Origin of the sequence: Faecalicoccus acidiformans, assembly GCF_014202635.1 — a bacterium.
GTDB classification, from domain to species: Bacteria; Bacillota_I; Bacilli_A; order Erysipelotrichales; family Erysipelotrichaceae; genus Faecalicoccus; species Faecalicoccus acidiformans.
Window position 1 is genome coordinate 79515 of the sequence record NZ_JACHHD010000002.1, and the last position, 18830, is coordinate 98344.

Here is an 18830-nt window from a genome sequence, read left to right on the forward strand (position 1 = left end):
GGAAAAAGAATGACACAACAATTAAATCTGACCCAAGAATGGGATAAGACATTCCCGCAAAGCGATGAAGTATTCCATCAAAAAGTTACATTTACAAACCGTTACGGAATCACGTTAGCAGCCGACCTCTACAAGCCAAAAGATCAAAATGAGAACCTGGCAGCCATCGCGATCAGCGGCCCTTTTGGTGCCGTAAAAGAACAAGCATCCGGACTCTATGCTCAAGAGTTAGCCAAGCGAGGCTTTTTAACTCTGGCCTTTGACCCATCGTATACCGGAGAAAGCGGAGGAACCCCGCGAAATATCGCCTCGCCAGATATCAATACCGAAGATTTTATGGCTGCAGTCGATTACTTATCCGTACAAGAGAATGTCGATCCAGAAAAGATTGGAATCTTAGGGATCTGTGGTTTTGGAGGCATGGGATTAAATGCTGCCATCATGGATACCCGCATCAAAGCTACAGTCACATCTACCATGTACGATATGACTCGCGTCAATGCCAAAGACTATTTTGATGCTCAAGATAACGAAGAAGCCCGCCATGAAAAACGAAAAGCCATGTGCGAACAAAGAACTTTAGATATTAAAAACGGAACTTACGCCTCTGCCGGCGCCTTGCCCGATGAAGCACCTGAAGATGCACCACAGTTTTTAAAAGATTACATCGCCTACTATCGCAATCGGCAACGCGGATATCATCCTCGTTCTCAAGGCGAAGGAAAAGGATGGAATGTAACCGGATGTCAATCTTTTATTGATATGCCAATTTTGACTTATGTCAATGAGATTCGCAGTGCCGTCTTGATGATTCACGGAGAGAAAGCCCATTCTTGTTACTTCAGCAAAGACGCTTATGCGAAGATGATCGATGGAAACAAATATACAGATAATAAAGAATTAATGATCATTCCTGGTGCCGTCCATACCGACCTTTATGATCAGATGGACATCATCCCTTTCGATAAGATCGAAGATTTCTTTAAAACGTATCTGAAATAAAAAGCTCGGATCTCATCCAAGCTTTTTATTTCATCATCGATTCGATTTCATTATAGGTTGAAACAGGATCTTGACTTTTAGTGATCGAGCGCCCGACTACGATATAATCACATCCTTGTTCCTTGGCATAATCCGGTGTTGCGACACGCTTTTGATCATCCTTGGAATCATCCGCCAGACGAATCCCCGGAGTCACTGTCAAAAAGTCATTTCCGCAAACTTCATGAATAGCCTTGGCTTCATGGACCGAACATACCACACCATCCAATCCAGCCTCTTTGGCATTTTTGGCATAGTGTTTTACACATTCGATCACTTCTCCTGGAATCCCCAGTTCTTCATTCATAGCTTCTTTAGAAGTGGATGTCAATTGCGTAACCCCGATACAAAGAGGACGCTTCCCATCAACAGCTCCTTCGTTGAGTCCATCGATAGCCGCCTTCATCATCGCTATTCCTCCGGCACAGTGTACATTGACAATATCCACACCCAGCTTAGCCAGATTTTTCATGCCACCCTTTACAGTATTGGGAATATCATGCAACTTCAAATCCAAGAAAATATGATGTCCCATCTCTTTGACCGTCTTCACGATATCCAAACCGCAAGCATAAGTCAGTTCCATCCCAATCTTGACATAGATCGGTTCTTCAAATTGATTTAAAAAATCAATAACTTGTTCCTTGCTGGAAAAATCCAAGGCAACGATCGTTTTACTCATCTCTAAAACTCCTTCCCACCGCCTCTTTTGGCGATGTATAACCATAACGCTGTAAAACTGACGGAAGATCTTGAATGATTTTAGGACAAACGAATGGATCCACAAAATTTTGAGCACCCACCTCGACTGCACTCGCTCCGGCATTCAAGAATTCCAATACATCCTCAGCACAAGTGATCCCTCCGACTCCAATAATCGGAATATTGACAGCCTGAGCCACCTGATAGACCATACGAATGGCCACCGGTTTGATTGCCGGTCCAGATAAACCGCCTGTCTTATTGGCCAACAGCGGCTTACCGCTCTTTAAATCAATTCGCATTCCCATCAAAGTATTGATCAAAACAAGTCCATCCGCACCCGCTTCTTCGACCGCTTTGGCAATCTCAACGATATCGGTCACATTGGGAGATAACTTCACATAGACCGGTTTTGCAGCCGCTTCTTTAGCCAGTTTTGTCACATGAGCTGCCAGATCCGGTTTTGTTCCCAGTCCTATCCCGCCATGTTTGACATTCGGGCAAGAGATATTCAATTCATACGCTTTCACAACCGGCTGATCATTGAGTTTGCGAATCACTTCAACATAGTCCTCTTCCGTAGCCCCGGCAACATTGGCAATGATCTCTGTATCGTATTGTGCCAAGAACGGAAGTTCTTTTTCAATGATCGAATCCACCCCTTTATTCTGTAACCCGATCGCATTGAGCATCCCGCCAGGCGTCTCTGCAATTCTTGGAGTTGGATTTCCAAAGCGTTCCTGCGGCGTGGCACTCTTGATCGCAATACCGCCTAAAATAGACAAATCATACAGTTCCGCATATTCTTTCCCAAAACCAAAACATCCGCTGGCAGGAATGATTGGATTCTTTAAATTCAAGCCGGGAAGCTTTACACTGAGATCCATCATAATGCCACCTCCTGCATAGAAAAGACCGGTCCATCTTTACATACTCGCAAAGAATGGCCTTCCTTATCTTTGACAACACAGCCCATGCAGGCACCTATGCCACATGCCATACGCGCCTCCAAAGAAAGATATCCCTTTGTATATCTCGTCTGCAGGGCCTTCAACATAGGAAGCGGGCCACACGCCAAAACGAATGGATTCTGGATTTCTTGAGCCTCTATCGCATCTATCGCCGTTCCCTTGGTTCCATAGCTTCCATCCATGGTCGCAATAAAGACCTCACATCCCAGAGCCTGAAGCTCTTCCTCCAGAAAAATCTGATCTTTCGTATTAAAGCCTAAGACCACCTGTACTTTGTGACCATTTTTTAAATACTGTTTTGCGGTTTCATAAAGCGGTGGAACTCCTACTCCCCCGCCGACCAAAACAATATCCTGGTCCTCCATAGGGAATCCATTGCCCATCGGTCCAAAAATATCGATAGACTCTTTCATCTTTGTCATTTTCAAAGTGCCTTCGCCTAAAACTTTATAGATGATCACAAGAGAATCCTCTTTGATCTCGTGGATCGAAATCGGACGCCGCAAGAAAAAGGGCGGCACCAATATCTCAATAAACTGACCAGGCCGGGCCTGTCGGGCCAGCTTGGTCTTGATTTCCATTTTCCAAATATCCTTTACCATTTCTGTGTTGGAAAGAATGATGGCTTTTTCCTGGATCATGCTTTATTTCCCCATCTCATTCATACTGATCATCGAGAAGGACAACGACTCCAAAACACGAGTCAAGGCTTCTGCCGTATCTAAGCTTGTCATACAAGAGATATTGTTTTCGGCAGCTACACGGCGGATCACAAATCCATCACGGCTTGTGGAGTTTGTTTTATTGCTCATCGTATTGATGACAAAGTTGACACGGCCATGGCGAATGATCTCCACAACATTGTTCTCGCCGCCTTCTTCGATCTTATTGGCATGGTGAACAAACAAGCCATTTTCTTCCAACATCTTGGCAGTTCCTTTTGTCGCATAAACTCCATAACCGATATCCGCAAAACGTTTCGCCAACTTCAAAGCCTCCGCCTTATCTTCGTCGGCAATCGTCAACAATACATTTCCATGCATCGGTACCGAAATACCGCTGGCAACCAAAGCCTTATAAAGCGCCTTTTCCAAGTTGACATCCGAACCTAAAGCCTCTCCAGTCGACTTCATTTCTGGTCCTAGCACCGTATCCACAGAACGAAGTTTCGCAAATGAGAATACAGGCGCTTTGACAAAGACACGATTTTGATCATCCGGATGATAGCCCGGTGTATATCCCTGATCCACGATCGAATGCCCTAAGATTGCCTTGGTTGCGATATTGGACATTTGAATGCCTGTGATCTTGGACAAGAACGGAACTGTACGGCTGGAACGCGGATTGACCTCCAGTACATAGACATTGTCTTCTTTATCAACGATGAACTGAATATTGTACAAGCCCACAAAATGGAAACCTTTTCCAATACGAATTCCGTAATCAATGATCTTTTCTTTGACTTCCTGAGAAATGATCTGGGTCGGATACACACTGATCGAGTCTCCAGAATGGACCCCGGCACGTTCGATATGTTCCATGACACCCGGAATCAGTACATTCTCACCATCGGCAATCGCATCGATTTCCAACTCTTTTCCTACAATGTATTTATCCACTAGGATCGGTGCATCATGACTGATTTCTTTTACCGCCGTAGCCATATAGATCTTCAATTCATCATCATTATGTACGATCTCCATCGCACGGCCGCCCAAGACATAGCTAGGTCGAACTAAAACCGGATACCCGATCTTCTGGGCAATGACTAAAGCCTCTTCCACAGTGATTGCCGTTTCTCCTTGCGGCTGAGGAATATCCAATTTCTTCAACATGGCTTCAAACTCATGACGATCTTCCGCACGGTCAATATCTTCTAAAGACGTTCCCAAGATCTTCACTCCATGTTCTACCAGAGATTCTGCCAAGTTGATGGCCGTTTGTCCTCCAAACTGTACGATCACTCCTAATGGCTTTTCCAGTTCAATGACATGCATCACATCTTCTGTCGTCAAAGGTTCAAAATACAACTTGTCACTGATTGAGAAATCTGTCGATACCGTTTCCGGGTTGTTGTTGATGATAATGGCTTCATAACCGGCATTGCGCAAAGTTTCTACACAGTGTACGGTCGCATAGTCAAATTCAACCCCTTGTCCAATGCGGATCGGTCCAGACCCTAATACAACGATTTTCTTCTTATCCGAACAAATCGATTCATTTTCTTCATCATAGCTGGAATAGAAATATGGAGTAGCGCTGGTAAATTCACCGGCACAAGTATCGACCATCTTGAATACCGGAATGATTCCATTGGCTTTGCGCAAATCGTATACTTCTTTTTCCTTCATATTCCAGCTGCGGGCAATATAGCTGTCCGCAAAACCGAAAGTCTTTAATCTCTTCAAAACCTCAACATCTTTAGGATGCGCCTGCATCTCTTTTTCCAGTTCAATAATGCGCTTGATATGAGAGATAAAGAAGGCATCCATCTTGGTTTCCTCAACGACCAAAGCCATGTCATAGCCATTGCGCAACCATTGGGCGATCGCAAAGATTCTTTCATCATCGTTCTTTTTGATCTTTTCCATCAGCTGCATCTGATCCATCGCAGTAAATTCAGCCTTCTCGATATGATCTACCTTCATCTCCAAAGAACGCACAGCTTTCAAGAACGATTCTTCAAAATTGCGGCCAATCGACATTACTTCTCCTGTCGCCTTCATCTGTGTACCTAAACGACGATCGGCATTTGGAAATTTATCAAACGCAAAGCGCGGAAATTTAGTGACCACATAATCGATAGCCGGCTCAAAACAAGCATAGCTAGTCTTCGTGATCGGATTCAAGATCTCATCCAAAGTCAGACCCACAGCCAGTTTGGCAGAGATTTTCGCAATCGGATAACCTGTCGCTTTGGAAGCCAGGGCCGAAGATCGAGATACACGAGGATTGACCTCGATAACATAATATTTAAAGCTCTGCGGATCCAACGCCAACTGTACGTTACAGCCTCCGCAGATCTTCAACGCACGAATGATCTTCAAAGATGCACTTCGCAACATCTGGTTTTCACGGTCTGTCAAAGTCTGTACCGGCGCCACGACGATACTGTCCCCCGTATGAATCCCGACAGGGTCCACATTTTCCATATTACATACAACGATCGCGTTATCATGCGCATCACGCATAACTTCATATTCGATTTCTTTATAGCCGGCAATACTTTGTTCGATCAGACACTGCCCTACCGGAGAAATCTTCAAACCAGCCTCACAAATCTCACGAAGTTCTTCTTCATTATCCGCAAAACCGCCGCCGGTTCCTCCCAAAGTGTAAGCAGGACGCACAACAACCGGATAACCATGCGTATTACAGAATTCTACAGCCAGATCCACCGTATGGACAATGGCACTTTCCGGTACCGGTTCTTTGATATCCCGCATCAAAGAGCGGAACAATTCACGGTCTTCAGCACGATTGATCGCATGAAGATCCGTTCCTAAGATTTCAACACCACATTCATCCAAGATTCCATCGTTATGGAGTTCAACGACCAAATTCAGTCCAGTCTGCCCTCCCAGAGAACCTAAAATGGCATCCGGTCTTTCTTTATAAATTACGCGTTTGGCAAAATCCAGCGTGATCGGCTCAATATAAACACGGTCAGCAATCGTCGTATCCGTCATGATCGTTGCCGGATTGGAGTTGATCAAAATAACTTCATATCCTTCTTCACGCAACGACTGGCAAGCCTGACTGCCGGCATAATCAAATTCAGCAGCCTGACCAATGACGATCGGCCCAGAACCAATGACTAATATCTTATGTATATCTTGACGTTTAGGCATAGTGATTCTCCTTTTCCAATACATCCATGAAATGATCAAACAAGTTTTCAGAATCTAACGGTCCGGCACTGGCTTCCGGATGGAACTGCATACTAAAACATGGATAATCCTTATGCTGCACTCCTTCACAGCTCTTATCATTCAAAGCTTGATAAGTCATCTCTAAGCGAGTGTTCTTCAAAGAATCAATATCCACCGCAAAACCATGGTTTTGGCTCGTAATCAAAACCGTACCCGATTTCAGATCAACAACCGGATGATTGGCTCCTCGATGACCAAATTTCAATTTATAAGTCTTAGCACCGCAAGCCAAAGAAATCAGCTGATGCCCTAAACAAATTCCAAATACTACAGTTTGAGGAATCAGCTGGCGCACCGTTTCGATCGCCTCCGGAACATCTTCCGGGTTCCCTGGACCATTGGACAATACCACTCCATCGGGATGAAAGCCCATGATTACATCAGCCGGTGTGTTATATGGAACGACGATCAGATCGCAATTCCGTTTAGAAAGCTCGCGAACGATTCCCATCTTTGCCCCAAAATCCATCAAGACAACTTTCTTGCCCCGGTTCGGGATAGGGAAGATTTTGGAAGAGCTGACACGCTTTACCTGATCATGTAAGAAATCCGTTTCCTTTAATGTATGAACGATTTCTTCAACGTCGGCATCCGGTGCTGCCAAAGTCGCACGCATCGTTCCCTTTTCACGAAGCTTACGTGTGATTGCACGCGTATCAACGCCATAAATTCCAGGAATATCAACACGTTTTAAATAAGCATCCAACGTTTCCTGACTTCTCCAGTTGTTTGGTTCATCACAATAATCCTTTACGACAAAGCCAAACACTGCCGGGATAATACTTTCATTATCATCACGATTGACACCATAATTTCCAATCAGCGGATATGTCATCAGTACGATCTGACCGCAGTATGAGTTATCTGTCAAGATTTCCTGATACCCGGTCATTGAAGTATTGAAGACCAATTCCCCAATTTGGAAGTTATCACTTCCAAAGGCAGTCCCTTTATAGACACTGCCATCTTCTAAAATCAACAGTCTTTCCATATTTTTTTATCCTTTCCACACCGTTTTTGATGAAACGATCGTTTCCTTGATCGCTCCAAAGACTTTCCAGCCATTAAAAGGTGTATTTGACCCTTTTGACAAGAACTGAGTTTTGTCGATCGTTGTTTCGTGTTCCAGATCGACTAAAACAAAATCAGGACGATATCCTTCCCGGATCTTTCCAATGCCTTCGATACCAAAGCGTTTTGCCGGTGCTTCAGACATCCAGTAGACAAGTTGTCCCAAAGTCCAACGCTCTTGTTTCTTTACAAATTCAGTATATAAGAGGGGAAAGCTCGTTTCCAGAGAAACAATGCCAAATGGAGCTTGATTCATCGGTTTGTTCTTTTCTTGCTCTGTATGCGGAGCATGATCGTTCGCGATCATATCCAAAGAACCATCCTCCAAGCCTCTGATCAAAGCCATGCGGTCTTCGTGAGCGCGCAATGGCGGATTCATCTTCCAGTTAGGACCTTCTACATCGATATCTTCCAGTAAAAGATGATGTGCGGTCACTTCTCCAGTAACATCGGCCCCTTTTTCTTTATAAGCTTTCAAAGCCTCCACACTCTCTTTAGCGCTGATATGACAAGCATGATAACGATTTCCAACCTCTTGGGTCAATGCCAAGTCGCGAATCAGCTGAGAGCTCTCGCAAGCACTCGGGATTCCTAACCAGCCTCTATCGCGATTGACTTGACTATCATGGACACAGGCTCCCGGCTTGCGATATTTCATATCTTCTGTATGGGCTACGATCATGCAGTCATTGGCTTTGGCCTTTTCCATGGCTTCATGCATCACTTCAGCCGTAGCCACACCCACTCCATCATCACTGAACCAGCGAATACCAAAGCTTTCCTTGATTGCCTTCATATCCACTACTTCTTTGCTCGCCTCTTCGGTTGTGATACAGGCATAAGGATATACCCTGACCACCGCTTCTTTTTCAATTCGATGGAGATACTCTTTGATCGTTTCCACATCATCCGGATACGGAATCACATTCGGCATGCAGAAGATGGTCGTAAACCCTCCATGCGCTGCCGCCAAAGTTCCGGTATGGATCGTCTCCTTCTGGGTATATCCCGGTTCTCTTAAATGAACATGAACATCCACCAGCCCCGGCAATACCGTCAAGCCCGAAGCATCGATCACTTCTGCTTCTTCGCATTGAATATGCTCATCGATCTGTATAATTTTCTCTTCGTCAAATAAAATGTCCCTGCGCAACACTTCCTGACCGATCAAAACCATTCCATTCTTTATGACCCGCATAATCTACTCCTCAAATGGGGCAAATCCAAAAGCCCGCTTTACCACTGCCTTGCGCACCAAAACACCATTGGCCATCTGCTCAAAAATGCGGCTGCGCTCTGCTTCCACCAAATCCGAATCAATTTCTACATTGCGGTTAAAAGGTGCCGGATGCATAACGATGGCATGTTTCTGCATGCGGCTGTAGCGTTCTTTGGTCAACCCATAACGCTCCAAATACTGCTCTTTCGTCAAATGCGCCAAAGTAGCACCTCTTTCTCTTTGGATACGAAGCATCATAACAACATCGGCCCATTCCACGGCTTCATCCAGCGGCATTGTCGGATACCCCGGGCGCTCCCATTCTTCCGGTCCGCAGAAGCGTACTTCATTGCCTAATCGTTCTAAAGTAAAGCGATTGGATGCCGCTACACGCGAATGAAGAATATCGCCTACAATCGCTACCTTTAATCCATGCAGAGTATGAAATTCATTCTGCATCGTCAACAGATCCAACAAACACTGTGTTGGATGATTGCCCGCTCCATCTCCTGCATTTAAGATGGGTACGTTGATTCCTTCCAATTCTTTAAAGTATTCTGTCTTGGGATGACGAATGACAAAGCAGTCATAGCCTACCATCTCAAAAGTTTTCAACGTATCAAAGAAAGTCTCTCCTTTGGTAACGCTGCTGGTTTCGGCATTGAAGTCAGCGACTTTACACCCCAGCTGCAGTTCTGCGCTCTCAAATGAATAATGCGTCCTTGTGCTAGGCTCAAAAAAAAGATTAGCAACCAGACACTTTTTCAAAGGTAATTGCCAATCTGAATAAGAACTATTAAAAAGTCTCGCATCATTTAAAATGCTCATGATCTCATCAACCGATAGATCGTTCATGGAACATAAGGATCTTTGATTCATAACATGCCTCCTTGATTTCCGTAAAAAAGGGAACCAAACCATTTGGTGATCCCCTTCTTTTTTTACTAGAAGTATTCTACCACACTTCATTTCGTTTTCCAATCAGTTTATCGGGAAGTTTTTTGTTCCTTTCGAAGTTTCTTATTATATACTACTGATTATGATTGGAATCTATTTGGCCATCTGGAACAGCTGGACCTTCATTCTGTTTGGCATCGACAAATACAAAGCATGCCATCACCGCTTTCGAATCTCAGAAAACACACTGCTGATCCACGCTTGTTTAGGCGGGGCCGTCGGCGGCTTTTTAGGCATGCTCGTGTTTCGCCACAAAACGCGACATCTGAAATTTTGTCTGATCATGCCCTTGCTTGTATTGATCCAAGTGTTTTTTCTCTGTTTCTTTCTAAAATAAAAGTCTGCCCAAAGACAGACTCTATTCCAGATTTAATTTATGATTCGAGATCCATACCCCTACGCTGTGGAAGATGCCTCCCAACACGAAGTTGTAGATCGTTAAGGCACCCACCAACATCATGCCAACAACCCATTCATACGATGTGACAAAAAGCGTGAATCCTTGTTCCAGATGAAAGTTGTCGACAAAATAGGCAAAGATCATCAATAAGATCAACGCCAGGATCTGCAGTCCAAAACTAATCACAAAATAATAGACCACACTGAACAGTCCCTTGTGTAAACTATGCAGCTGTCCCAGCATCATCGATAAGAAAAACATCGTGATCGATTGATAGAAAGAAGCTAATATCATCAAAACCATTAAGATGATAAATCCAATCGTACGTCCATCCTGGATTGGCAGTCCGGCAAACATCACCTCAAAAGAAAAGTCCGAAGATAAGATCCACAATGAAAGCATCAAAACCAGACCGGACAGACAGAAGATGGTCAGTCCTGCCAATTCTTTGCTCAAGAAAAGAATATTGCGCGATACCGGCAGTGTGTTTGTCAAATAGCCTTCGTCTTTCAACATTGTGTTGAAGAAATCACGAACCGTCACAACGATAGGCCAGATGACCAAAGCGGCCAAAGAGAAGAAATAGATCCCTCCATACATTAAAGAAATCATCTCAAAGACAAAGGAATCAAAGAAGGGAAGATCCTGAATCCAGTGAAACAGCCGGATCCCGATCGGTAAAACGATTCCTACAATATATAATGGCCACACCATTCGAAACAAAGCTTTACAATCATATTTTAACCGCAATCCTAACATCTGAAATCCTCCCTGAAAATCTGATCGATCGATTTCCCTGTGCGGATCCTTAAAGAATCCGCCTCTTCCTGGCGTGTGATCTTGCCATGATCCAAGAAGATCACTTCATCCAATACTCTTTCCACATCCGCAATCAAATGCGTCGAGATCAAAATCGTCGCTTTTTCATCATAGCTCGAAAGAATGGTATCCAAGATATGATCGCGGGCCGCCGGATCGACCCCGGCCATCGGCTCATCCAATATGAAGAGTTTTGCCTTTCGCGACATCACCAAGACCAGCTGCACTTTTTCCCGCGTTCCTTTAGACAACGTCTTGATACGGCTGTCTAAAGAAATAGAGAAATCCTGCAAAAGCGCCTGCGCCTTTTCCATATCAAAATCCGCATAGAAATCGTTAAAAAAATCCAGTACTTCCTTTACTTTCATGCCAGGATCCAAATACGAGCGCTCCGGAAGATATGACACGATTTTTTTAGTATCGATCCCCGGCTTTTTGCCATCGATCTGAATCGTCCCTTGATCCGGTGTCAACAGATCATTGATCAATTTGATCATGGTCGTCTTTCCGCTGCCGTTAGTTCCCAATAAGCCTACGATTCTCCCTGGCTGTAAAGTAAGATCGATCGTATCCAAAGCGACTTTAGATCCAAACTTTTTCGTTATGTTGTGCAATTCTAAGATACTCATTTTTCTTCCCTCAACTTTTCTAATTCCTCTAAGATCTCATCCATAGTAAATCCCATTTGTTCCATCGAACCTAAAAACGCCGTAGTCTGTTCGCGGGCAAGATCTTTTCTTAACTTAGCGATCTTTTCTTCATCCAGATCGACATATCGTCCGCTCGTTCGATGAGAACGTACCAATTCTTCCGACTCCAGGATGCTGAAAGCCCGCTGCATCGTATTCGGATTAACCTGCATCAAAGAAGCCATCTCGCGAACAGAAGGCAACTTATCTCCCGGACGATATTCCTTAGTGATGATCTTGACCTTGATACGATCTACAATCTGCAGATAAATAGGTCGTTCATTTGAAAACGGATTGTTCAATCTCATCCCTCCTTGTATTACTGTACTAGTTATCTAATACAATAATACAAACAACCCCTTTCCTTGTCAACCCAAAAATTTCACACGATTTCTTTATTAAATTTCTATAATCTTTTGATAGGATAAGGCCCATAAGGTGGTAGAAAAATATGCAAGAAAATGTCTTCTTTTTCTTAACGATGAAAAAGGATGTGACTTTCTTCTATGACGATCTGAATCTGGAAGAAGGCCTCTGTCTCATGCGAAAACATGGTTATACTGCGATACCGGTGATCAACACCAAAGGCGAATATATCGGTACGATCAACGAAGGGGATTTCCTCTGGTATTTTATCGACCATCCAGAAACAACGTATGAAACGATAAAATCAACCCCGATCAGAGATTTGATCCGGCCAGATTTTACGCCCGCCATGATGATCGATGCGACAGTAGAAGAACTGTTTGACCAATCTTTGAAACAAAACTTCGTACCCATTGTTGATGATCGGAATATATTTATTGGAATCGTTACCCGCAGGCGCCTGCTTCATCATTTGATGAAGACGCAAAAAGAAATCAGAAGGTATCCAGAAGAAGAAGTCTATGTCCAGAGTTAAAAGAGCACGTCGTGCTCTTTTCTCTTTATCAAAAATAGTGTATGATTGACTCAAATCAAAGGAGAGATGCTGACATGAAATCAGAGGATGCACATCCCCGACCCGGGAGGTGTTTTCTATGAAATTGATTCTAGGAACCCTTCTATATGTCGTACTTTTGGGGATGTTTTCTATTTTTCAGGGAACCCTCAACAGCAATCAGAATGCGAAAAAACGAAAAAGAATGCCTCAGATCGTAACCATGCAGTTTTTAGAAGTGCTTGTTACGGTGGGCTATTCTTTGTTTCTTTGGGAATCGATCTATTTAGATAAGGACCACTGGATCATCCCTTTGATCATCGTCTTGGCATTTGTCACTTATTCTTTTATGATCATCCATCGTTTCTGTAAAGGTCTAGGTGTTCGTCAAGAAAAGAACTTAACGCCTCGCATCGGTTTCTTGTACCGGCTTTTACATGTCGTTTGCACACCTTTTACTTTCTTTATTCGTATCCCCGTGTTCAATGAAACAGAGGAAGTCACGGAAGAAGATATCCGCGAAATGATCAATACATCGCAAAAAGGCGGCCATTTGGAAGAACCCCAAAAAGAATTGTTTGAAAACGTGTTTGCCTTTGATGATACTAGTGTCGAAGAGATCTGCACTCATCGCAACGAAGTAGTTTGTCTCTATTTAGAAGATGATATGAAAATCTGGAATGACATCATCCAGAAAAACCGTCATACATTTTATCCAATCTGTCAGGAAGATTCTGATGATATCATCGGTGTCCTGGATACTCGCGACTATTTCCGGATGGATATTCGGGATCGTGAACAGATTTTGTCCCACGCCATGGACAAGCCGCTCTTCATTTTGGAAAACACAAAAGCAGATGACTGTTTCATGGAGATGAAAAAACGAAAATACTATTTTGCGATCGTCATTGATGAATATGGCGGCATGTCTGGAATCGTCACTCTTCACGATATCGTAGAAACGATTTTAGGGGAGATGTACGAAGAAGAAGATGAAGAAGATCCTGAAGAGATCCAGGCGCTGGGTGATCAAACCTATCGCATCTATGGATTTGCAGACCTGGAAGAAGTACAAAATACGCTAGGCATCTCCTTGCCGGTGGACAACTACGATACCTTTGGCGGCTATGTCTTAGGATGTTACGGTTCGATCCCGGAAGACGGAGAACGCTTCGAAGTTCACTGTCCAAATATGGATGTCTTTGTCAAAGAGATGAAAAATCATCGCGTCGTGGAAACGATCGTACAAATCAAAAAGAAGAAAGAGGAAGAAGAACATGAAATTACTGCAGGAAGCCATTGAACAAAGAGGAACGATCATCAACGATGATATTCTCAAAGTGGATTCATTTTTGAATCACCAGATCGACTGTCGCTTGATGAAAGCAATCGGCCAAGAATTTGCCGCTCATTTCCAAGATCAAAACGTGACAAAGATCGTAACGATCGAGTCCAGCGGGATCGCTCCTGCCGTATTTGCCGGCGACTGCATGGATGTCCCCGTGATCTTCATGAAAAAAAGCGAACCCAGCACGATGTTAGACCCAGTCTATACAGAAGCCTTTTCATTTACCAAGAATCGTAAATATACTTTATGTATGGAGCGCCAATTTCTTTCAAAAAATGATCGTGTTTTATTCATTGATGACTTTCTAGCCAACGGGCAAGCATTCTTGTCAGCAGAAGATTTGATCCAACAATGCGGTGCTCATGTTGTAGGTGTCGGCATTGTCATTGAGAAGAGTTTCCAAAAAGGAAGAGCCCTGATTGAAGAAAAAGGATATGACATTTATTCCCTGGCTCGTATCCAAGCCATGAAAGACAACAAGATCCTCTGGAAATAACCAGAGGATCTTATTTTTTTTGCTTATACGCTTCTAGCTTATCTTTTCTGCAAATTTTTACGAAGGGACACGCATCGCAATGCGGATTCCTGGCCGTACAAAGATAGCGGCCAAAGAAAATCATATCATGATGACCCTGATTCCATCGATTGCGATCGATCTTGCGTTTTAACTTTTCCTCGACCTTCTCCACAGTGTCCTGCGGCTTGGCCAATCCCAAACGCTTTGAAACACGATCCACATGGGTATCGACCGCAAAACTGGGGATATCAAAGGCGACGCTACGCACCACGTTGGCCGTTTTACGACCAACCCCAGGCAAAGACATCAGTTCTTTCATGGAACAAGGCACTTGCCCTCCATATTCTTCTTCTAAAACAAGGCTGAGATCATGGATCGAACGAGCTTTATTGCGATAAAGTCCTATGCGCCGGATATAGCTTTCAATCTCTGAAACCGATGCTTGTGCCATCGCTTTGCTTGTCGGATAGGCCGCAAACAAGCCCGGCGTGACTTGATTGACCGAGGCATCCGTTGTCTGAGCACTGAGCACAACAGCCACCAAGAGTTGAAAAGAACTTTGATGATGCAGCTCACATTGAGCATGGGGAAAGATTTGTTCGATTTGATCAAGAATCTCATTGGCATTCATCGTTTCCCACTCTCCACTTCTTCCACGCTCAATCCTTTCTGTCGCCAAGAGAGTAAGATATTTTCGATATAATTCAGATTGCGCTTATCATAGACCGCCGCCTCATTCAAAGCACAGATCACCATTCGCGGTTCATATTCATCTCCCAGCTGTAAGATCCGTTCCATCTCCATCGAAGATAACGGGCGCCGAAACTCCGCTTCAAATTCTTCAATCAGCGATCGATGCTGGGAAGGGTCTTGTTTCAGGCGCTGAGCATAAACACCCTCAATATCAAATTTGATGATGCCCTCTTGATAAGCAATCCTTAAATATCCTTTATCGGCCAGCGACAAAAATAAAGATTCAACTTCGTCGGTATCTATCCCTAGCTTTTGAGCTATCTCTTCATGGTGGATGGGTTGCCGCAAATCATTATACAGATCGATCAACAAAAGCACCAACGCCTCTTTGGGTTCACAATGCAGCTGTTCTAAATGATCTAAGATCCAGATCTTATGATCCAAATATGGTGCATTCCAATCCATTACTGAACCTCCCTTTCATAGACACGGACGAAGCTGTCATAATCCAGCAGAAGCATTCGGTCTGCTCCCTGGATAACATAGACCGGGTTGTCATATCCATATCCTAATTCTACGCTTTCTGCTTCGATTCCATAATCTTCCGATGCGATATCACGAGCTCTTTGATAATCCAACGTGCTGATATCCCGGGTCGTGATCTCGTTTCCCGTGACATCAAACCAGTATAAAGTTGTTTCCGTATATCCTTGAGCGGTCAGATAATCAAACTGATGGATCGTCAACCCTTGGATATCCGGATTGTTTTTTTCAATCTGTGCGATCATCTGCTCTTGATTTTCTTCTTGGATCCGGTTAGGTCCGCTGATAAACAGCGCCCAAAGAACAGAAAAAAGCACAATAAAGAGGATCCCCAACAAAGCTGTAAATCGTGCTCCATACTTGCGGTTTTTCTTTGCCATAGGATCCCCCTTTCACTGATTCTAATTATACACGAATCATCATTCCTTTTGATGATCTTTTTCTTTCGGCAAAAACAGGCTCAACAACAAGGATACGACAAAAACACCAGCTACGGCATTCCCATTAAAAATATCTCCGACAGCCTGTGGGAAACAAGAAAAGAAGTTTCCAGAAGTCTGTGTCAATCCAACTCCTATACAAAAGGACAGAGAAACGATGATCATCGTACGGTCATCAAAAACACATTCCTTCAACATTTTGATTCCTTCGTACATGATCGATCCGAACATCATCACCGTACAGCCCCCTAAAACAGACTGAGGAATCGAATTGAAGAAAGCTCCCAGAGGCGGAAATAAAGAAGCCAGGATCAAGATCAAAGCTCCCATAAAGATCGTAAACCGGTTGATTACACGCGTCATCGTGACCAGGCCGACATTCTGGCTGAAGGATGTCAGCGGCAAACAGCCAAAACACCCTGAAATGGCACTGGAAAAACCATCAACTGCCAAAGAACCTTGTAATTCCTCGGTCTTGATATCACGATTGAGCGCTCCTGTACAAACTGCTGTTGTAGCTCCTGTCGTTTCCGCAGCCGAAACCAAAAAGACGATGGCAATCGTAAAAAAGGCACCTACATCAAAAATCGGTTTGTGTTCCGTCAAGAACACCAGCTTAGGAAGGCTGAAAACACCCACTTGGGAAACAGTTTGACCAATCGTAGAAAGATCGATCATAGGTGCGATTCCGGTAAATGTAAAAACAGCGGCCAATAAATATCCAGCGATCAAACCGACAAGAATATTCAAATTTTTATACACGCCCTTTAAAAGATAGCGGGAGACCAAACAAACGATCAAAGTAAAGGCCCCGACGAATAAATGATACCAGGCCCCGAAATCTTCGACACCGCTGCCGCCGCCCCAGGAATCCATTCCCACGGACAAAAGCGAAAGCCCTATGGCAATAACGACACAAGCCGAAACGACCGGAGTCAAAAAGCGCCTCCAATATTTAGCGCTCAGACCCACTAAGCCTTCAAAGATACCGCCAAGGATCACGGCTCCAATCATTCCTTCGTATCCCAGCGCCGGATTGGTGCAGATGATCAACAAACTTCCTAAGAACGTAAAGCTGACCCCCATAACGATCGGTAAACGCGAGCCGATCTTCCAAAATGAATAAAGCTGCATCGTTGTCCCGATACCAGCCGCAAACATTGCACATTGTAAGATCTGTGTGATCTCGGCAGGAGTCAAGCCATGGTCCGTTCCTTGAACCACTGCGGCTCCACATACGATCAAAACCGGCGCCAAGTTTGCGACAAACATGGCCAAAACATGTTGTAAACCAAAAGGAATGGCCTTGCGCAAAGGAACACGGCCATTCAGACAATACAGGTTCTCTTCACAAACCTCCTGAATCGGCGTTTCCTTGTCGATTTTTACATTTTCTTTCTTCATCTCTTTTCCCTTTCCTGATTTACTCCTTGCAGACATCGACCCAGGCGATGGGATTCGTGATTTTTTCAAGTTCCTCGATCGTCATTCTGATACAAGAATTTGAACTTCCGCAAGCCGGATAAACAATATTCATAGACCGCAAAGAAATGTCCAAATAGATTTGAACCTCTGGATTAACGGCAAACGGACAGACGCCGCCAGGCGAGTGTCCAATCTGATGTTCTACGTTTTCTTTTGCGATCATATGTGGCTTTTTGTGAAAAAAGCGTTTGAACTTGGCATTATCGATGCGTGCATCTCCACTTGCCACGACCAGCACAGACCGCTCTTCCACTTGGAAAGCCAAGGTCTTGGCGATTTGTCTTTCTTCACAACCTAAAGCTTGGGCAGCCAGTTTGACCGTGGCTGAACTTTGATCCAGCTCTTGGATCCGATTTTCGATACCCCATTGCCGAAACTGTTCTCTTACGCGTTCTATAGACATTGTTTTTCTCCGTTTAGACCTCCATTATATTTCGCTTGCGCCTCAAAGTAAAATAATTTAGGATAAAATTATGCCACGGATCAAAGAGGATATCACCCATACGCTCGAAATTAAAAAAAGCCGTTTCATAACCTATCTGCATCGTACAGAAAGTGAAGAAGATGCTCGAGATTTTATAAAATTCATCAAGAAAAAACATCCGGATGCCACTCACCATTGCACAGCCTTGATCATCGGTGATCTCTGTCGTTCCAACGATGATCACGAACCGGCCGGAACGGCTGGTCGTCCGATGCTCAATGTGTTGTTTAAACAAGAGATGGATCAGATCTTGGCCGTTGTTGTACGTTACTTTGGAGGTATCAAATTAGGAACCGGCGGTTTGGTCAAAGCCTACTCCGATTCTGTCAAAGAAGCTTTAGATTTGGCGACGTTGACCACCGTTTCTCTATGGAAAGAATATATCCTGACTTTTGACTATACTTGGATCGGAAAGATCGATGCGGCATTGCATCGGATGGATTGCCAAATTGAATCCAAAGACTACGATCAAAAAGTAGTTTATCATGTCCTTTCTTCTCAAAGCCTGGAAACTTCTTTTATGGAACTGACAGGAGGGCAATGCACCTGCGAGTTTGTCAAAGAGAAAGCTCATGAAACTGTGTTATAATAAAGAAGGTG

At 44.0% G+C, this 18830-nt stretch carries 21 protein-coding genes; 6 read left to right on the forward strand and 15 right to left on the reverse strand.

Annotation, left to right across the window (positions count from 1 at the left end; genetic code table 11):
- Nucleotides 1-9: 9 nt before the first annotated feature.
- A complete protein-coding gene (locus HNQ43_RS01370) occupies nucleotides 10-1002 on the forward strand; it encodes an alpha/beta hydrolase (RefSeq protein ID WP_183374046.1) in 993 nt (330 codons plus the stop codon).
- A gap of 25 nt (nucleotides 1003-1027) precedes the next feature.
- On the opposite strand, the gene pyrF is transcribed toward HNQ43_RS01370, so the two are convergent.
- The 7 genes from pyrF to HNQ43_RS01405 are packed head-to-tail and all read right to left on the reverse strand — an operon-like array spanning nucleotide 1028 to nucleotide 9815.
- A complete protein-coding gene (gene pyrF / locus HNQ43_RS01375) occupies nucleotides 1028-1723 on the reverse strand; it encodes an orotidine-5'-phosphate decarboxylase (RefSeq protein WP_183374048.1) in 696 nt (231 codons plus the stop codon).
- Complete coding sequence (locus tag HNQ43_RS01380) at nucleotides 1716-2630, reverse strand: dihydroorotate dehydrogenase (protein ID WP_183374205.1); 915 nt, start codon at nucleotides 2628-2630, stop codon at nucleotides 1716-1718. The genes pyrF and HNQ43_RS01380 overlap by 8 nt, the downstream gene beginning before the upstream one ends.
- Complete coding sequence (locus tag HNQ43_RS01385; protein WP_183374050.1) at nucleotides 2630-3355, reverse strand: dihydroorotate dehydrogenase electron transfer subunit; 726 nt, start codon at nucleotides 3353-3355, stop codon at nucleotides 2630-2632. Before HNQ43_RS01385 ends, HNQ43_RS01380 begins: the two co-directional genes overlap by 1 nt.
- A gap of 3 nt (nucleotides 3356-3358) precedes the next feature.
- Nucleotides 3359-6565, reverse strand: coding sequence for a carbamoyl-phosphate synthase large subunit (gene carB / locus HNQ43_RS01390; RefSeq protein ID WP_183374052.1), 3207 nt, complete (start codon nucleotides 6563-6565; stop codon nucleotides 3359-3361).
- The gene (gene carA / locus HNQ43_RS01395; protein ID WP_183374054.1) at nucleotides 6558-7637 is read right to left on the reverse strand and encodes a glutamine-hydrolyzing carbamoyl-phosphate synthase small subunit; all 1080 of its coding nucleotides are present in this window, start codon (nucleotides 7635-7637) and stop codon (nucleotides 6558-6560) included. The genes carB and carA overlap by 8 nt, the downstream gene beginning before the upstream one ends.
- Before the next feature lie 6 nt (nucleotides 7638-7643).
- The gene (locus HNQ43_RS01400; RefSeq protein WP_183374056.1) at nucleotides 7644-8915 is read right to left on the reverse strand and encodes a dihydroorotase; all 1272 of its coding nucleotides are present in this window, start codon (nucleotides 8913-8915) and stop codon (nucleotides 7644-7646) included.
- A gap of 3 nt (nucleotides 8916-8918) precedes the next feature.
- A complete protein-coding gene (locus tag HNQ43_RS01405) occupies nucleotides 8919-9815 on the reverse strand; it encodes an aspartate carbamoyltransferase catalytic subunit (protein ID WP_183374058.1) in 897 nt (298 codons plus the stop codon).
- Nucleotides 9816-9975: 160 nt separating this feature from the next.
- Between HNQ43_RS01405 and HNQ43_RS01410 the strand changes: the two genes are divergently transcribed.
- Nucleotides 9976-10230 carry a DUF1294 domain-containing protein gene (locus HNQ43_RS01410; protein ID WP_183374060.1) on the forward strand — a complete coding sequence of 85 codons (255 nt, stop codon included), beginning with the start codon at nucleotides 9976-9978 and terminating at the stop codon, nucleotides 10228-10230.
- Between the two features lie 21 nt (nucleotides 10231-10251).
- Here the strand turns inward: HNQ43_RS01410 and HNQ43_RS01415 are convergent, their stop codons facing one another.
- Genes HNQ43_RS01415 through HNQ43_RS01425 form a run of 3 tightly spaced genes read right to left on the reverse strand, consistent with a single transcriptional unit; the run spans nucleotide 10252 to nucleotide 12103 of the window.
- Nucleotides 10252-11052 (reverse strand): hypothetical protein, encoded by an 801-nt coding sequence (locus HNQ43_RS01415; protein ID WP_183374062.1) that lies wholly within the window; start codon nucleotides 11050-11052, stop codon nucleotides 10252-10254.
- Complete coding sequence (locus tag HNQ43_RS01420) at nucleotides 11046-11741, reverse strand: ABC transporter ATP-binding protein (RefSeq protein WP_183374064.1); 696 nt, start codon at nucleotides 11739-11741, stop codon at nucleotides 11046-11048. Before HNQ43_RS01420 ends, HNQ43_RS01415 begins: the two co-directional genes overlap by 7 nt.
- A complete protein-coding gene (locus tag HNQ43_RS01425; RefSeq protein ID WP_244957006.1) occupies nucleotides 11738-12103 on the reverse strand; it encodes a GntR family transcriptional regulator in 366 nt (121 codons plus the stop codon). The genes HNQ43_RS01420 and HNQ43_RS01425 overlap by 4 nt, the downstream gene beginning before the upstream one ends.
- 149 nt (nucleotides 12104-12252) lie before the next feature.
- Between HNQ43_RS01425 and HNQ43_RS01430 the strand changes: the two genes are divergently transcribed.
- From HNQ43_RS01430 to HNQ43_RS01440, 3 genes are all read left to right on the forward strand, one after another.
- The gene (locus HNQ43_RS01430; RefSeq protein ID WP_183374068.1) at nucleotides 12253-12702 is read left to right on the forward strand and encodes a CBS domain-containing protein; all 450 of its coding nucleotides are present in this window, start codon (nucleotides 12253-12255) and stop codon (nucleotides 12700-12702) included.
- Nucleotides 12703-12820: 118 nt separating this feature from the next.
- The gene (locus tag HNQ43_RS01435) at nucleotides 12821-14023 is read left to right on the forward strand and encodes a hemolysin family protein (RefSeq protein WP_183374070.1); all 1203 of its coding nucleotides are present in this window, start codon (nucleotides 12821-12823) and stop codon (nucleotides 14021-14023) included.
- Complete coding sequence (locus tag HNQ43_RS01440) at nucleotides 13998-14564, forward strand: xanthine phosphoribosyltransferase (RefSeq protein WP_183374072.1); 567 nt, start codon at nucleotides 13998-14000, stop codon at nucleotides 14562-14564. The genes HNQ43_RS01435 and HNQ43_RS01440 overlap by 26 nt, the downstream gene beginning before the upstream one ends.
- 10 nt (nucleotides 14565-14574) lie before the next feature.
- Here the strand turns inward: HNQ43_RS01440 and nth are convergent, their stop codons facing one another.
- The 5 genes from nth to HNQ43_RS01465 are packed head-to-tail and all read right to left on the reverse strand — an operon-like array spanning nucleotide 14575 to nucleotide 18149.
- The gene (gene nth, locus HNQ43_RS01445; RefSeq protein ID WP_183374207.1) at nucleotides 14575-15216 is read right to left on the reverse strand and encodes an endonuclease III; all 642 of its coding nucleotides are present in this window, start codon (nucleotides 15214-15216) and stop codon (nucleotides 14575-14577) included.
- Nucleotides 15213-15743 (reverse strand): DnaD domain-containing protein, encoded by a 531-nt coding sequence (locus HNQ43_RS01450; RefSeq protein ID WP_183374074.1) that lies wholly within the window; start codon nucleotides 15741-15743, stop codon nucleotides 15213-15215. The genes nth and HNQ43_RS01450 overlap by 4 nt, the downstream gene beginning before the upstream one ends.
- A complete protein-coding gene (locus HNQ43_RS01455) occupies nucleotides 15743-16201 on the reverse strand; it encodes a hypothetical protein (RefSeq protein ID WP_183374076.1) in 459 nt (152 codons plus the stop codon). Before HNQ43_RS01455 ends, HNQ43_RS01450 begins: the two co-directional genes overlap by 1 nt.
- A gap of 39 nt (nucleotides 16202-16240) precedes the next feature.
- Entirely contained in the window at nucleotides 16241-17665 is a 1425-nt protein-coding gene (locus tag HNQ43_RS01460) for a uracil-xanthine permease family protein (RefSeq protein WP_183374078.1), read from the reverse strand.
- 19 nt (nucleotides 17666-17684) lie between these two features.
- Nucleotides 17685-18149, reverse strand: a complete 465-nt coding sequence (locus tag HNQ43_RS01465; RefSeq protein WP_183374080.1) for a YbaK/EbsC family protein — start codon at nucleotides 18147-18149, stop codon at nucleotides 17685-17687.
- Between the two features lie 70 nt (nucleotides 18150-18219).
- Here HNQ43_RS01465 and HNQ43_RS01470 point away from each other — a divergent pair, with 70 nt between their 5' ends.
- The gene (locus HNQ43_RS01470) at nucleotides 18220-18819 is read left to right on the forward strand and encodes a YigZ family protein (RefSeq protein ID WP_183374082.1); all 600 of its coding nucleotides are present in this window, start codon (nucleotides 18220-18222) and stop codon (nucleotides 18817-18819) included.
- Nucleotides 18820-18830: the final 11 nt, after the last annotated feature.

What these genes read in the sequence shown, in the direction of transcription:
- HNQ43_RS01435 (WP_183374070.1), top strand. Translation starts at nt 12,821, where the DNA reads ATGAAATTGATTCTAGGAACCCTTCTATATGTCGTACTTTTGGGGATG.
- carA (WP_183374054.1), bottom strand. Translation starts at nt 7,637, where the DNA reads ATGGAAAGACTGTTGATTTTAGAAGATGGCAGTGTCTATAAAGGGACT.
- HNQ43_RS01440 (WP_183374072.1), top strand. Translation starts at nt 13,998, where the DNA reads ATGAAATTACTGCAGGAAGCCATTGAACAAAGAGGAACGATCATCAAC.
- HNQ43_RS01470 (WP_183374082.1), top strand. Translation starts at nt 18,220, where the DNA reads ATGCCACGGATCAAAGAGGATATCACCCATACGCTCGAAATTAAAAAA.
- HNQ43_RS01430 (WP_183374068.1), top strand. Translation starts at nt 12,253, where the DNA reads ATGCAAGAAAATGTCTTCTTTTTCTTAACGATGAAAAAGGATGTGACT.
- pyrF (WP_183374048.1), bottom strand. Translation starts at nt 1,723, where the DNA reads ATGAGTAAAACGATCGTTGCCTTGGATTTTTCCAGCAAGGAACAAGTT.
- HNQ43_RS01400 (WP_183374056.1), bottom strand. Translation starts at nt 8,915, where the DNA reads ATGCGGGTCATAAAGAATGGAATGGTTTTGATCGGTCAGGAAGTGTTG.
- HNQ43_RS01380 (WP_183374205.1), bottom strand. Translation starts at nt 2,630, where the DNA reads ATGGATCTCAGTGTAAAGCTTCCCGGCTTGAATTTAAAGAATCCAATC.
- carB (WP_183374052.1), bottom strand. Translation starts at nt 6,565, where the DNA reads ATGCCTAAACGTCAAGATATACATAAGATATTAGTCATTGGTTCTGGG.
- HNQ43_RS01465 (WP_183374080.1), bottom strand. Translation starts at nt 18,149, where the DNA reads ATGTCTATAGAACGCGTAAGAGAACAGTTTCGGCAATGGGGTATCGAA.
- nth (WP_183374207.1), bottom strand. Translation starts at nt 15,216, where the DNA reads ATGAATGCCAATGAGATTCTTGATCAAATCGAACAAATCTTTCCCCAT.
- HNQ43_RS01420 (WP_183374064.1), bottom strand. Translation starts at nt 11,741, where the DNA reads ATGAGTATCTTAGAATTGCACAACATAACGAAAAAGTTTGGATCTAAA.
- HNQ43_RS01415 (WP_183374062.1), bottom strand. Translation starts at nt 11,052, where the DNA reads ATGTTAGGATTGCGGTTAAAATATGATTGTAAAGCTTTGTTTCGAATG.
- HNQ43_RS01450 (WP_183374074.1), bottom strand. Translation starts at nt 15,743, where the DNA reads ATGGATTGGAATGCACCATATTTGGATCATAAGATCTGGATCTTAGAT.
- HNQ43_RS01460 (WP_183374078.1), bottom strand. Translation starts at nt 17,665, where the DNA reads ATGAAGAAAGAAAATGTAAAAATCGACAAGGAAACGCCGATTCAGGAG.
- HNQ43_RS01385 (WP_183374050.1), bottom strand. Translation starts at nt 3,355, where the DNA reads ATGATCCAGGAAAAAGCCATCATTCTTTCCAACACAGAAATGGTAAAG.
- HNQ43_RS01410 (WP_183374060.1), top strand. Translation starts at nt 9,976, where the DNA reads ATGATTGGAATCTATTTGGCCATCTGGAACAGCTGGACCTTCATTCTG.
- HNQ43_RS01405 (WP_183374058.1), bottom strand. Translation starts at nt 9,815, where the DNA reads ATGAATCAAAGATCCTTATGTTCCATGAACGATCTATCGGTTGATGAG.
- HNQ43_RS01455 (WP_183374076.1), bottom strand. Translation starts at nt 16,201, where the DNA reads ATGGCAAAGAAAAACCGCAAGTATGGAGCACGATTTACAGCTTTGTTG.
- HNQ43_RS01370 (WP_183374046.1), top strand. Translation starts at nt 10, where the DNA reads ATGACACAACAATTAAATCTGACCCAAGAATGGGATAAGACATTCCCG.